Annotated in this window: 14 protein-coding genes; 10 read left to right on the top strand and 4 right to left on the bottom strand. The window is 70.3% G+C overall.

The window, feature by feature from the left end:
• Positions 1 to 76 precede the first annotated feature (76 nt).
• Positions 77 to 538, bottom strand: a complete 462-nt coding sequence (locus AB0I53_RS32575; RefSeq protein ID WP_358611620.1) for a MarR family transcriptional regulator — start codon at positions 536 to 538, stop codon at positions 77 to 79.
• 101 nt (positions 539 to 639) lie between these two features.
• Here AB0I53_RS32575 and AB0I53_RS32580 point away from each other — a divergent pair, with 101 nt between their 5' ends.
• Positions 640 to 1044: a DUF5313 family protein gene (locus tag AB0I53_RS32580; RefSeq protein WP_358611623.1), complete on the top strand. Its 405-nt coding sequence runs from the start codon at positions 640 to 642 to the stop codon at positions 1042 to 1044.
• A 270-nt stretch (positions 1045 to 1314) separates the two neighbouring features.
• On the opposite strand, the gene AB0I53_RS32585 is transcribed toward AB0I53_RS32580, so the two are convergent.
• The gene (locus AB0I53_RS32585; RefSeq protein WP_358611626.1) at positions 1315 to 1569 is read right to left on the bottom strand and encodes a hypothetical protein; all 255 of its coding nucleotides are present in this window, start codon (positions 1567 to 1569) and stop codon (positions 1315 to 1317) included.
• A gap of 117 nt (positions 1570 to 1686) precedes the next feature.
• On the opposite strand from AB0I53_RS32585, the gene groES reads away from it, so the two are divergent.
• Both groES and groL read left to right on the top strand, forming a co-directional pair.
• Positions 1687 to 1977: a co-chaperone GroES gene (groES, locus tag AB0I53_RS32590; protein WP_010316109.1), complete on the top strand. Its 291-nt coding sequence runs from the start codon at positions 1687 to 1689 to the stop codon at positions 1975 to 1977.
• A gap of 262 nt (positions 1978 to 2239) precedes the next feature.
• Positions 2240 to 3862: a chaperonin GroEL gene (groL, locus tag AB0I53_RS32595; protein WP_358611629.1), complete on the top strand. Its 1623-nt coding sequence runs from the start codon at positions 2240 to 2242 to the stop codon at positions 3860 to 3862.
• Between the two features lie 179 nt (positions 3863 to 4041).
• Here the strand turns inward: groL and AB0I53_RS32600 are convergent, their stop codons facing one another.
• Complete coding sequence (locus AB0I53_RS32600) at positions 4042 to 4347, bottom strand: WhiB family transcriptional regulator (protein ID WP_093414062.1); 306 nt, start codon at positions 4345 to 4347, stop codon at positions 4042 to 4044.
• 156 nt (positions 4348 to 4503) lie between these two features.
• Between AB0I53_RS32600 and AB0I53_RS32605 the strand changes: the two genes are divergently transcribed.
• The 4 genes from AB0I53_RS32605 to AB0I53_RS32620 all read left to right on the top strand — a co-directional run bounded on the left by AB0I53_RS32605 (position 4504) and on the right by AB0I53_RS32620 (position 8738).
• Entirely contained in the window at positions 4504 to 5646 is a 1143-nt protein-coding gene (locus AB0I53_RS32605; protein ID WP_358611632.1) for a MerR family transcriptional regulator, read from the top strand.
• A gap of 309 nt (positions 5647 to 5955) precedes the next feature.
• Positions 5956 to 6552, top strand: coding sequence for a response regulator transcription factor (locus AB0I53_RS32610; protein ID WP_029536209.1), 597 nt, complete (start codon positions 5956 to 5958; stop codon positions 6550 to 6552).
• 524 nt (positions 6553 to 7076) lie between these two features.
• A complete protein-coding gene (locus AB0I53_RS32615) occupies positions 7077 to 7649 on the top strand; it encodes a sigma-70 family RNA polymerase sigma factor (RefSeq protein WP_093265524.1) in 573 nt (190 codons plus the stop codon).
• A complete protein-coding gene (locus AB0I53_RS32620; protein WP_358611635.1) occupies positions 7650 to 8738 on the top strand; it encodes an anti-sigma-D factor RsdA in 1089 nt (362 codons plus the stop codon).
• Between the two features lie 84 nt (positions 8739 to 8822).
• Here the strand turns inward: AB0I53_RS32620 and AB0I53_RS32625 are convergent, their stop codons facing one another.
• The gene (locus tag AB0I53_RS32625; RefSeq protein WP_358611653.1) at positions 8823 to 9194 is read right to left on the bottom strand and encodes a DUF5319 domain-containing protein; all 372 of its coding nucleotides are present in this window, start codon (positions 9192 to 9194) and stop codon (positions 8823 to 8825) included.
• A 249-nt stretch (positions 9195 to 9443) separates the two neighbouring features.
• Here AB0I53_RS32625 and guaB point away from each other — a divergent pair, with 249 nt between their 5' ends.
• From guaB to AB0I53_RS32640, 3 genes are all read left to right on the top strand, one after another.
• Complete coding sequence (gene guaB / locus AB0I53_RS32630) at positions 9444 to 10955, top strand: IMP dehydrogenase (RefSeq protein WP_358611656.1); 1512 nt, start codon at positions 9444 to 9446, stop codon at positions 10953 to 10955.
• 176 nt (positions 10956 to 11131) lie between these two features.
• A complete protein-coding gene (locus AB0I53_RS32635; RefSeq protein ID WP_358611638.1) occupies positions 11132 to 12262 on the top strand; it encodes a GuaB3 family IMP dehydrogenase-related protein in 1131 nt (376 codons plus the stop codon).
• Positions 12263 to 12424: 162 nt separating this feature from the next.
• Complete coding sequence (locus AB0I53_RS32640; RefSeq protein ID WP_358611641.1) at positions 12425 to 13423, top strand: YafY family protein; 999 nt, start codon at positions 12425 to 12427, stop codon at positions 13421 to 13423.
• Positions 13424 to 13518: the final 95 nt, after the last annotated feature.

Here is a 13518-nt window from a genome sequence, read left to right on the forward strand (position 1 = left end):
CGGCGAAATGGGGCGGCCGAAGCAAGCCGCGGAAGCCGTTCGGCCCAGCCGCCGCCGGACCGATCGGCTCAGCGCGTCACTCGCCGTCGAGGGCGCGGCGGGTCGCCGCGATCACCTTGCTCAGCGCCGTGTTGAGCTGTTCCAGCTCGGCGACCTGCATACCGAGGAGTTCGACCACGCGGTACGGGATCTTCTCGGCCTCCGCGCGGAGTTCCCGGCCCTTCTCCGTCAGCTCGACGGCGAGCAGCCGCTCGTCCTCGGTGCTGCGCCGCCGTTCCAGGTAGCCGATCGATTCGAGGCGCTTGAGCAGCGGGGACAACGTCGCCGGGTCGGCGTGGAGAGCACCGCAGAGATCCTTCACCGATCTCGGCGACTGCTCCCACAGCGCGAGCATCACGAGGTATTGCGGGTGCGTCAGGCCGAGCGGCGCCAGCAGCGGCCGGTAGACGGAGATGACGTTGCGCGAGGCGACGGAGAGCGCGAAGCAAACCTGGCGATCGAGGGCGAGCGGGTCCTCGCCGAGATCGATCTGGTTCATCGGGGTCTCCTTCTGGCCGGGGTGCCCACTGTCACGCTAATCATTAGCGTGCTAATGATTAGCATATAGGTGTTCTCAGGTGCTTCGGCGAAGGAGGGGACGTGGCTGCGGACCGACCGATCAGGCCCAACCCGGCGCAATGGATCTGGTACGCCTTCGGCGGACGGCTGCCGGCGAGATGCCGGGAGTGGGTGCTGCACGACATCACGTGCCGGACCTGGGTGTTGCGGCACGTCGCCCGCAGCCTGGTCCAGATCTCCCCGGGACTGCTCTTCTTCCTGCTGCCCGGGCCGTTGTGGATCCGGGCGATGTCCGTGCTCGGCGGAGTCATCCTGGCGCTCTGGTACTCGCTGTCGTACCTGGAGCACACCAGCGAGTACCGGCTCACCAAGCACGGCTACCCGATGGGCACCGGAAGGGCGTTGCGCGAGGAGGCGCAGGCCGCGATCCGCGCCCAGCGGGCGCAGCGGTACGCCGAGCTCTACCGCCACCAGCCGGAGCGGTGAGCCCGCAGCGTCATTTCGGTCGCCAGCCGGCTCGGGTCGGCGGGCCGGGCGGGCCGGGTGGGCGCGCGGGTCGGGGGCGGCGCTCCCAGGGGCGGTTCGCGGGCTTCGAGAGGGCGGGCATGCCTGGCAACCTAGGGCACCGAACCGCCTTGGTGTGAACCACCTCGTGGCATTGGTGACATTTCCCGCATGGCGATCTACCAGCGAAGATCACGCACAGCTGATCGTCTGTGACAACATCCCAGGTAGTGACCCCACCTGCCGGATCCGCTACGTTCCGAACGGAATCGAATCCGCCGGGTAGCCGGAGCGCGCGGGCGCCGGGATCCCGCTCTGCTGGATTGCCGGGCACCGGGCGCCGCCGCTCTGCTTGACTGTTGTCCGGCGGAGTTCTCCGGCTACCGGGGCGGCGGCGGCATCGGTGCAGCCGCGCCGTTCCCGGTCCCGCTCCGGCTCGGCGACCTGGGGTGGCGGACACGCCGGGAGACCCGGGAGAGGGTTGTTGTTGAGCGTTGGCACTCTCATGGGTAGAGTGCTAGCAGAACGGCACCGCAGCGCCCCGGCACCCGCGACGGCGGGGAGCCACGGTGCCGTCTTATCCCAGACAACGCTTCGAAGGCCCCAGAAGGTGGAGGTCACACCGTGGCGAGCATTAAGCCGCTTGAGGACAAGATCGTGGTCCAGGCGAGCGAGGCCGAGACGACGACTGCGTCCGGCATCGTGATCCCGGACACCGCCAAGGAAAAGCCCCAGGAGGGCAAGGTTCTGGCCGTCGGCCCGGGTCGCGTCGACGACAAGGGCAACCGCATCCCGGTGGATGTCAAGGAAGGCGACGTCGTCATCTACTCGAAGTACGGCGGCACCGAGGTCAAGTACAACGGTGAGGAGTACTTGATCCTCTCCGCCCGCGACGTGCTGGCCGTCGTCAACTGACGCTGCACCACGCGAGCAGTGCCGCCCCGGCGGTCCCGTCCGGGACCCCGGGGCGGTCGCATGTCCGGGGCAAGAACCTGTCGCTGGGCTCGTTTTGCGTGGCGGTGCGGTAGCGGAACCTCAGAGGTCTTCTCGCTGTCCTCGCGAGAAGACCCCTGAGAACCCGCGGGCGGTGCCGGTCGCGTAGGTGGGCTAAGCGGCTTCGCCGCTCAAGGACAAGAGCGAAGACCCCAAAGGCATCCGATGAAGGGCTGTTGTAACCATGGCTAAGCAGATCGCCTTCGACGAGCAGGCCCGGCGCGCGCTGGAGCGCGGCGTCAACCAGCTCGCCGACGCGGTGAAGGTCACCCTCGGGCCGCGTGGTCGGCACGTCGTGCTGGACAAGCAGTTCGGCGGACCGCAGATCACCAACGACGGCGTGACCATCGCCCGCGAGATCGAGCTGAGCGACCCGTTCGAGAACCTGGGCGCCCAGCTCGCCAAGAACGTCGCGACGAAGACCAACGACGTCGCCGGCGACGGCACCACCACCGCCACCGTGCTCGCCCAGTCGCTGGTCCGCGAGGGCCTGCGCAACCTGGCCGCGGGCGCCAACCCGGCGTCGCTGAACAAGGGCGTCCAGGCGGCCACCGACGCCGTCGTCGAGGCGCTCAAGGCCAAGGCCACGCCGGTCAAGGGCCGCGACAACATCGCCCAGATCGCCACCGTGTCCTCCCGGGACGAGTCCATCGGCGCGCTGATCGGCGAGGCGATGGAGAAGGTCGGCGAGAACGGCGTGATCAGCATCGAGGAGTCCTCGACGCTGGCCACCGAGCTGGAGATCACCGAGGGCCTCCAGTTCGACAAGGGCTTCATCTCCCCGCACTTCGTCACCGACGCCGAGCGTCAGGAAGCGGTGCTGGAGGACGCGCAGATCCTGCTGCACCGCGACAAGATCTCCGGCCTGCAGGACCTGCTGCCGCTGCTGGAGAAGATCGCGCAGGGCGGCAAGCCGCTGCTGATCATCGCCGAGGACGTCGAGGGCGAGGCGCTGTCCACCCTGGCCGTCAACGCCATCCGCAAGACCCTGAAGGTCGTCGCGGTCAAGGCCCCGTTCTTCGGCGACCGCCGCAAGGCGTTCCTGGACGACCTGGCGATCGCCACCGGCGCCCAGGTCATCGCGCCCGAGGTCGGGCTGAAGCTGTCCGAGGCCGGTCCGGAGGTGCTCGGCGCGGCCCGCCGGGTCACCGTGACCAAGGACACCACGACCATTGTGGACGGCCGCGGCAGCGCCGAGGACGTCAAGGACCGCGTGGACCAGATCCGCAAGGAGATCGAGGCCACCGACTCCGAATGGGACCGCGAGAAGCTGCAGGAGCGGCTGGCCAAGCTGGCCGGCGGCGTCGCCGTGATCAAGGTCGGCGCGGCCACCGAGACGGAGCTCAAGGAGCGCAAGTCCCGCATCGAGGACGCCGTCGCCGCCTCCAAGGCCGCGGCCGAGGAGGGCAGCGTCCCCGGTGGTGGGTCGAGCCTGATCCACGCCGCCAAGGTGCTGGCCGACAACCTCGGCCTCACCGGTGACGAGGCCACCGGCGTGCAGCTGGTGCGCCGCGCGCTGGACGCCCCGCTGTACTGGATCGCCGCCAACGCGGGCCAGGAAGGCGCCGTCGTGGTGTCCAAGGTCCGCGACCTCGACTGGGGCGCCGGCTACAACGCGGCGACCGACGAGTACGGCGACCTGGTGCAGGCCGGCATCGTGGACCCGCTGAAGGTGACCCGCTCCGCGGTCGCCAACGCGGCCTCCATCGCCCGCATGGTGATCACCACCGAGAGCGCGGTCGTGGAGAAGCCGGAAGAGCAGCCGGAGGCCGCCGGGCACGGCCACGGCCACGGGCACGGCCACTGAGCCGGCGCGCGTGAGCCGGGCCCTCGGCCCGGCTGAACGGCACGAAGATCGGGGCGGTACCCACGGTGTGGGTACCGCCCCGATCTTTTCGTCTTACCCGGAGCCGAATGACGCCCCTCGTAGCCATCCGACTCCGGCGGCCGCCCGCGACCCGCGTCGCGCCGGCCGACACAAGCGCGTCAGCTGGCCGCGACCGCCAGCTGCTGGCGCTTGCGCGCCTTTATGATCACTTCCCGCTCCGACTCCGACAGCCCGCCCCAGATGCCGTACGGCTCCTGCACGGCTAGTGCATGCGTCCGGCACTGCGCGAGCACCGGGCAGTGCTGGCACACCTCTTTCGCCTTGGCCTCACGCCGGGCTCGCGCTGGGCCGCGCTCGCCGTCTGGATGAAAGAAGTACGCGCTGTCCATGCCTCGACAGGAGCCCCGTATCTGCCAATCCCAGATATCGGCGTTCGGTCCTGGAAGACGTCGAGTGTCTGCCATTGCGCAAACCACCTCCTAGCGGTGGGTCCCCTCCCCGCTGCGGCGGGCGGCCGCAGCCTCGCATGATCCGACCGTAGAACCGCGCCAAAACTTGTTCAACCCCTATCGCGCCAAAAGCTGTTCATCGTTGGAGTGATCTTTGGTCGACGAAGATCGATGCCCGACGGCTTGCTCTCCACGGGCCAGAACCGGAACATGTCCCGCGTGACGACGCGGCCGGAACCTGTGCAGGGGCAGGACACCCCCATCCCGAGCGACGATCCGGGGCTGGTCGGAGGCCCGGATGGCGCTGCGTCGGACGATCAGCCGCGGCTCAGCGTCGCCGCGGTGGCCCGCCGGCTCGGTGTGGCACCCGCCACGCTGCGCACCTGGGATCGCCGGTACGGGCTCGGGCCCAGCGATCACACCAGCGGTCGGCACCGCCGCTACGGCCCGGACGACATCGCTCGCCTGGAGCAGATGCAACGCGCGCTGCTGCGCGGTGCCTCGCCGATGGAGGCGGCCCGCTACGCCCGCACTGTCGCCGCGCCGCTGCCGCAGCGATACCCCGACGCGACCGAACAGCAAACGCCGCCGGAGGGATCCGGCGACGGGCCGATGATGCTGTCCGGCGTGCTCGGCGGCGCGGGTGACATCAAGTTGGTCAGCGGCTCCAACACCGGCGGGCGCGGGCTCAAGCTCACCGGGGCCGGGCCGCGCGCCCGCGGCCTGGGGCGCGCGGCGCTCGCGCTGGACTCCTGGTCCGTGCAGCGGTTGCTGATCGAGTCGATGGACAGCGACGGCGTCGTGGAGACCTGGCAGGGCATGCTGCAGCCGGTGCTGCGCGCGGTCAGCGAACGGCGGCAGCGGTCCGGCTCCGGCATCGAGGTCCTGCAGTTGTTGGTCGACTGCGCTTCCACCGCGCTGCGTTCGGTGATCGCGACAGCGCCGGCCCCGATCAATCCGCGCCCGGTGGTGCTCGCTCCGGTGCCCGGCGAAGTTCAGGAGCTCGAACTCGTGGCGCTCGCCGCGGCGCTCGCCGCCAACCGCGTCGGCCACCGGCTGTTCGGCGCCGCGCTGCCGCGCGAAGGGCTCGCCGCGGCGGTGCGCCGCTCCGCTCCGGCCGCCGTGGTGCTCTGGGCCGACCAGTCGCACTACGCCTCGTCGCGGGTGCTGGACGACATCCCGATCACCCGCCAGCGCGCCCGAGCGTTCGTGGCGGGAGCCGGCTGGGCGCAGCAGGCGCTGCCCGCGCACGTGGAGTTGCTCGATTCGCTCGAGACGGCTGTTGCGCGTGTTTCGGAGACCGTGCTGGGCTGAATTGGGCTCCCTGTGTCATAAATCACACACCCGTCGTGTGGGTGGGGTTACCGCGTTCGTGCGGATGGGCGAAACCGCGGTCACGACTGGGTGCAATCGGGTGAATACTGCAGGTACGGCGCGTGGTCGGCGGCTTCCCGGAGTAGTGGGCGGACCGGTCCCGGCGGCCTGCTCCGTTCCAGTGAACCGGGCCCGAACCGGGGCGACGCAAAATTTCTTGACGGATTAAGCACCGGATCGTGTCAAGGTTTTGGCCCCTGCGTCCGATAGGGGAGTTGGAACGTCACTCGCCTGCAGGAAGGAGTTCCCGTGACGACGGTCCTGATCTGCGATGACCGACGTAGCGTCCGGGAAGGGCTCACTCGTGTGATGTCTGCTGTCCCCGGAGTGAGTCGAATTGATTGCGTTGCGCACGGTGACGAGCTGCTTGCCCGCTTTTCGCGGCAGGCCGTCGACGTCGTACTGGTCGGCACCCAGCGTGCTGTACCGAACGGCGTCGAGGCCACTCGCAGGCTCGTCTCGGCTCATCCGCAAGCGAACGTGATCGTGTTCGGTGCCCCGGACGACGCGGCAAGCATCGCCGCCGCGATCGCCGGCGGGGCCCGCGGCTACCTCCGCTGGGATGCGTCCCGGCCGGAGCTGGTTGCGGCGCTGGCGCACACGCTGGCGAGCACCTCGGTGCCCGCACCCCGACAGCCGTCCGATCCCGGTGTGCAGCTGACGGAGCGCGAGCTCCAGGTGCTGCGCGGCATGAGCCAGGGCAAGAGCAACGGCCAGATCGGCCGCGAGCTCTACCTCTCGGAGGACACGGTCAAAACCCACGCTCGCCGGCTTTTCCGCAAGCTCGGCGTGCGCGACCGCGCGCAAGCAGTTGCGCACGGTTTCCGCCGCGGTCTCGTCGCGTGATCGCCGCGCGCGGCGACCGCCGCGCGCCTGACGATCGGAGCGCACCGGCAGATCCAGTCCGAGCTGCCGGTGCTCGGCGAGGACGTTGGCTTGAAGCGAGCTGACGTTACGAGTGTGCCTATGGCTCGCGTCACTTCGGTGCGGCCCCGATTCCGGGCCGCAGCCGTGGATGTGGCGCGAGCCATAGTTCTCTCGATCGGACACCTCGGTCGAAACCGGCCTTTGCGGCAAATCGGTGCGAATGCCCCGAAAGCGTCGTGATCGCCCAGTCGCGCGACACCTGTGAAGATCCTCTCGGATCTTCTCTCGTGGTTCACCATGATCCCGGTGGCCTGGGCAAACGCCGCCGGGCCCGGCGTCTGGTATCTCTGAATGTGTGACGACGACGGCCCCCTCCCCCCACTCCCTGTTCAACGATCGCCCCTTGCCCGGTACGGTGAGCTCGGCGCAGCGTGCGGTGCACGCGATTTCCGCCGGGCAAATCCGAATCGCTTGAACGCGTAACACCAGGGCTGCTGTCTGCGATGACCAACGTGGGGGACGGGCTGGACGCTCTTGTAGGCGCCGCCGTCGACGGCGATCGTCAGTCGATCGAGCGCTTGCTGGCCGAAATCCGTCCTTTGGTGGTGCGGTACTGCCGCGCCAGAGTCGGACGAAACGAGAGGTCGTTCGCTTCGGCGGACGACGTGGCCCAGGAAGTGTGCCTCGCGGTGCTGACCGCGCTGCCCACTTACAAGGACCAGGGTCGTCCGTTCCTGGCGTTCGTGTACGGCATCGCCGCGCACAAGGTGGCTGATGCGCATCGTGCGTTGGCCCGCAACCGCTCCGAACCGGTGGCCGATGTTCCGGACACGCCGGAATCCGAGGCCGGACCGGAGCAGCGGGCGATGCAGGGTGAGCTCTCGGGCAGGATGGCGCAACTACTTCGCGTCCTCCCGGCCAAGCAGCGGGAAATCCTGCTGCTCCGGGTGGTCGTCGGGTTGTCGGCGGAGGAAACCGCCGAAGCGGTCGGCTCTACGCCGGGCGCGGTACGCGTGGCTCAACACCGCGCGTTGGCCCGGCTGCGAAAGACGCTGTCCGCGGAGGAGGTGGTCTGAATGGCGGAGCGGAAGGGGCCCGAGGGGGAGCAGGCAGGACACGACCCTGTCGAGTCCGGCCGGCACGAGGACCGTTCGCGCGGGGCAGACGAGCGGGACCAGGCTCCCGCAGAGGGGTCCGCAGACGAGGGAACGGAACTGATCGAGAACCACCGGGATTCCGGCTCGGCCGAGTCTGAAACCACCGAACCCGACGCCGTGTCGGGCGATGCCGACGTGCTCACGTTCCGGCCGCGACCGGCCGAGGATTCCGACGAGCTGGTCGACTTCGACGACTTCGGCGAAGAACCGATCGACCTCAGCGAGCTACAGGCCGACGACGCGCTGCTCGACGCGCTCGGCGGGACCAATCCAGACGTGGTCGCGTCGACCGACGACGAGCGCCCCAGCCTGGAAGCACTGCTGGTCGCGTGGCGGCAGGACATCGACGCCGCGCCGATCGGCGATCTCGTCGACGTGGAGACCGCGACCGCGGCGATCGCGGCGGGCAGCCGCCCGCGCCGTCGGCTCAAGCGCCGGCACCTGGTGCCGGTGGCCACCGCCGCAGCTGTCCTGATGATCACGTTCACCGGTGTCGGCGTGGCCGCCCGCGACGCGCAGCCCGGCGACATGCTGTGGGGCGTCGCGCAGGTTCTCTACTCCGACCGTACCCGCGCGATCGTCGCCGCGAGTTCGGCCCGCGAGGACCTGAACACCGCGGAGGGCGCGATCGAGCGGGGCAATCGCACCGCCGCCGAGGCCGCGCTGCGCTCCGCGCAGGAGCAGATGCAGGGCGTCGACGACGAGCACGGGCTGTCCGATCTGAAGGCCGCGCACGCTTCGCTGACCGCGCGGATGGGCGAGGGCGAGCACCCGCAGACCTCGCAGCAGCCGACGTCTCCGATCCCGCCGACGCCGACCACGTCGCCGTCGCCGTCGGAGCCGATTCCGCCGGTGCCGCCGACGGACAGCTCGTCGCAGCCGCCGACGTCGTCCACGTCGCCGTCGGAGTCGAGCACGTCGCCGAGCGAGACCAGCGGCAGCTCCGCGCACCCGTCCAGCGGCTGGGGATCGGACCTGTTCCCCCAGCGCAGCAGCAGCAACCCGTGACGAAGAGGCCGGTCTAGAACCTGCCAATGAGAAGAGGGGCTCCCGACCGGGAGCCCCTCTTCTCATTGTGCGTGGTGGAAATCGTCAGTGGGTGGTTTCGCTCTCGGTCACGCCGTCCGCGTAGCCGCGGCAGTACTCCCAGGTGACGTAGTCGCCCGGGTTCGGGTCGAACGCCGGCTCGTGCGGGCGCATCCGCCCGTCGTGCAGCAGCTGCTCCAGACTGGAGCGCAGCAATTCCCAGTCGTGGTAGTGGCATTCGCCGCAGTCCGCGCAGTCCACCACGATGCCGCGAAGCCCGCGGGGCTCCAGCAGGGCCTGGTAGACGGCGAGGTCGGTCAGGTCGGCGAGCAGTTCGGCCCGTTCCTCGTCGCCGAGTGGTGGGCCGTCGTCGGCGTCGTGATCGCCGAGTGCCATGCTCGGATCTTCCGGGTCACCCGCGAACGGGTCTGGTGGCATCGGATCGTGCGGCACGGCCCGCACGGTACCGGCTGCGTCCACCTCGTGGGGTTGTCGGGGCGGGTTTGACCGCCGGTCGTGGCGTGGCACACCCCACCGCCTACGGGGCAAACGGGCCTGACCTGTGGTCTCTATCATTGAGGGAATCCCCGATGCCGATGCCACGTTCCATGACGTAATCGCCGAGGACATCCAAGCCGCATCCGCAGGTTTGTGGACCATCGCGTGAAGGAAGGCACATCCCTCGCCATGACCAGCGAACTCTCCGCACCCGGCCTCCCCTCGAAGTTCGCGACACTGGGTCTGACCTTCGATGACGTGCTCCTGCTGCCCGACGAATCGGACGTCATCCCCAGCGGCGTCGACACGTCCACCCAGCTGTCCCGAAACATCCGCCTGCGGGTGCCGCTGCTGTCCGCCGCGATGGACACCGTCACCGAGGCTCGGATGGCGATCGCCATGGCCCGCCAGGGCGGCGTCGGCATCCTGCAGCGCAACCTGTCCGTCGAGGAGCAGGCCGCCCAGGTCGAGGTGGTCAAGCGCTCCGAGGCGGGAATGGTCACCGACCCGGTGACCTGCTCGCCGGACGACACCCTCGCCGAGGTGGATGCGCTGTGCGCCCGCTTCCGCATCTCCGGCGTGCCGGTGACCGACCCGGACGGCACGCTCGTCGGCATCATCACCAACCGCGACATGCGGTTCGAGGTGGACCTCACGCGCCGGGTGCGCGAGGTGATGACCGTCGCGCCGCTGATCACCGCGCAGGTCGGCGTCACCGCGGAGGCCGCGCTCGGGCTGCTGCGGCGGAACAAGATCGAGAAGCTGCCGATCGTCGACAACGCCGGCAAGCTCCGCGGGCTGATCACCGTCAAGGACTTCGTCAAGACCGAGCAGTACCCCAGCGCCACCAAGGACCCGGACGGCCGGCTGCTGTGCGGCGCCGCGGTCGGCGTCGGCGCGGACTCGCACGAGCGCGCGATGGCGCTGGTGGACGCCGGTGTCGACGTGCTGATCGTGGACACCGCGCACGGGCACTCGCGCGCGGTGCTGGACACCGTGACGACGCTGAAGAAGGAGCTCGGCAACTCCGTCGACGTCATCGGCGGCAACGTGGCGACCCGGGCGGGCGCGCAGGCGCTGGTCGACGCCGGGGCGGACGCGGTGAAGGTCGGCGTCGGGCCGGGCTCGATCTGCACCACCCGCGTCGTCGCCGGGGTCGGCGTGCCGCAGATCAGCGCGATCTACGAGGCGAGCATGGCCTGCCGCCCGGCGGGCGTGCCGCTGATCGGCGACGGCGGCATCCAGTACTCCGGCGACATCCCGAAGGCCATCGCGGCCGGCGCGAGCAGCGTCATGCTGGGCAGCCTGCTGGCCGGCACCGCCGAGTCGCCGGGCCAGCTGGTGCTGGTCAACGGCAAGCAGTTCAAGGTGTACCGGGGCATGGGCTCCCTGGGCGCCATGCAGTCGCGGGGCCAGGCCAAGTCGTACTCCAAGGACCGCTACTTCCAGGACGACGTGCTGTCCGAGGACAAGCTGGTGCCGGAGGGCATCGAGGGCCGGGTGCCGTTCCGCGGGCCGCTGGCGCAGGTGGTCGACCAGCTGATCGGCGGGCTGCGCTCGGGCATGGGCTACACGGGCTCCAACTCGATTCCGGAGCTGCAGGACGCGAAGCTGGTGCGGATCACCGCGGCGGGGCTCAAGGAGAGCCACCCGCACGACATCACGATGACCGTCGAGGCGCCGAACTACACCACGCGCTGATCGCCACCGACCCGGCCGCCGCATCCCGCGATGCGGCGGCCGCGTCGTTTTCCGGAGGCGCCGGAGCCGCCGGCTTCGCGGTCGCAGCGGGCTAAGGAGCCCCCGTTGCACGTCACACGGGCGGCGAAGAGAGAATGCTTCGTTGGACAGCGGTGCCGCGAGGAGGGACTTCAACGGTGCGGGATCAGGTTGAGATCGGCATGGGCCGTACGGCCATGCGCGGCTACGACTTGGACGACGTGGAGATCGTGCCGTCGCGGCGGACCAGGTCGTCGAAGGATGTGTCCCTGGCCTGGCAGATCGATGCCTACCGCTTCGACATCCCGCTGGTCACGCACCCGACGGACGCGGTCGTCTCGCCCGCCACCGCGGTGCGGATCGGCGAGCTCGGCGGCCTGGGCGTGCTGAACGCCGAGGGGCTGTGGGCGCGCCACGAGAACGTCGAGGAGAAGCTGTTCGAGGTGGTTCGCGCCGCCGAGGAGAACAGCGACTCGGAGGCCGCGATCCGGCTGCTGCAGGAGCTGCACGCCGCGCCGATCCGGGCGGACCTGCTGGCCACCGCGCTGAAGCAGGTGAAGGACTCCGGTGTCACGGTGGCGGCGCGGGTCAGCCCGCAGCACGCCGAGGAGCTGACCCCGGACCTGCTCGCGGCCGGCGTCGAGCTGCTGGTCGTGCAGGGCACCATCATCTCCGCCGAGCACGTCGCCCGGGACGGCGAGCCGCTGAACCTGAAGCGGTTCATCGCCGAGCTCGACGTGCCGGTGATCGCCGGCGGGGTCGGCGACTACCGCACCGCGATGCACCTGATGCGCACCGGCGCGGCAGGCGTGATCGTCGGCTTCGGCCAGTCCCGCGCGGCGACCACCACCCAGGTGCTGGGCATCGGGGTGCCGATGGCCACCGCGATCGCCGACGCCGCCGCGGCCCGCCGCGACTACCTGGACGAGACCGGCGGCCGCTACGTGCACGTGCTCGCCGACGGCGGCCTGTCGTACTCCGGGGACATCGCGAAGGCGATCGCCTGCGGCGCCGACGCCGTGATGCTCGGCGAGGCGCTGACCGAGTCGGCGGAGACGCCGGCGCAGGGCTACTACTGGACTTCCGCCGCCGCGCACCCGAGCCTGCCGCGCAGCGAGATCGTCGGCTTCGCCGGTTCGGGCGCGGACCTGGAGCAGCTGCTGTTCGGGCCGAGCAGCGACCCGTACGGCACGCTGAACCTCTTCGGCGGCCTGCGCCGCGCGATGGCCAAGACCGGCTACCGGGACCTCAAGGAGTTCCAGAAGGTCGGCCTGATGCTCCGCGGCTGACGCGGTTCGGCCTGGTAGGCCCGTGTGCATTTTGTGTCGCTATAGCGACACAAAGTACGCACGGGCCCTGGCCAGCCGAAACGGTGCCGGGCTTCAGCGGAGCCGGCCGTAGCGGCGGGTCAGGGCGGCCGCCGTCCTAATCGGACGGGCAGACTCGGTTGCATGCTGGACACTTCGGCGCGCCTGCTCAAGCTGCTGTCGCTGCTGCAGACACCGCGGGACTGGGCGGGGCCCGAGCTCGCCGAGCGGCTCGGCGTCAGCGCGCGGACCGTGCGCCGCGACATCGAGCGGCTGCGGGAGCTCGGATATCCGGTGCACGCCACCCAGGGCACGGCCGGTTACCGGCTCGGCGCCGGGCCGGCGGTTCCGCCGCTGCTGCTGGACGACGACGAGGCGGTCGCGGTCGCCGTCGGGCTGCGGACGGCCGCCGGCGTGGCCGGAGTCGAGGAAACGTCGGTGCGGGCGCTGGCGAAGCTGGAGCAGGTCTTGCCGTCTCGGCTGCGGCATCGGGTGCAAACCCTGCAGAGCGCCATGATCGCGATGCCGGGGGACGGCCCGACGGTGGATGCGAGCGTGCTGACCGCGATCGCCGCTGCCTGCCGGGGCCGCGAGCGGCTCCGCTTCGACTACCTCGCCCACGACGGCACGACGAGCCGGCGGATCACCGAGCCGCACCGGCTGGTCGGCTGGGGCCGCCGCTGGTACCTCGTGGCGTGGGACGTGGAGCGCGGCGACTGGCGGACGTTCCGGGCCGACCGGATCGAGCCGAAGACGCCGACCGGGCCGCGCTTCGCCCCGCGCGAGCTGCCGGGCGGCGATGTCGTCGCCTACCTCGGGGAACGGCTGCAGGTCGCGCTCTGGCACTACCAGGCGACGCTGCGGTTCCGGTTGCCCGCGGCGCGCGTCGCGGAGCTGATCACGCCGACCGGCGCGCTGATCGAGCCGGTGGGCGAGAACGCCTGCGAGGTGACCATGGGCGCCGACTCGATGCACTTCCTGGCGGTCTTCGCGGGGCTGATCGAGGCGGACTTCGAAGTCGTCGATCCGCCCGAGCTCCGCGATCACCTGGCCAGGCTCGGCACCCGGTACCTCCGCGCCGCCGAGCACCGGCCGCGGTCCGATCCGCCCAGGAGCGACGTTTCCGCAGGTCCGGGGTCGTGAGTGGTTTGGGCTAGCGGCCGGAGCCGTTCCAGCAGGCTGAGCCGAGGCAGCAGTTCGAGGCGAAGCAGATGGCTGAGCCGGCGCAGCAGTTCGAG

This window comes from Saccharopolyspora sp. NPDC050389 (genome assembly GCF_040655595.1).
In the GTDB taxonomy this organism is placed as follows: domain Bacteria; phylum Actinomycetota; class Actinomycetes; order Mycobacteriales; family Pseudonocardiaceae; genus Saccharopolyspora.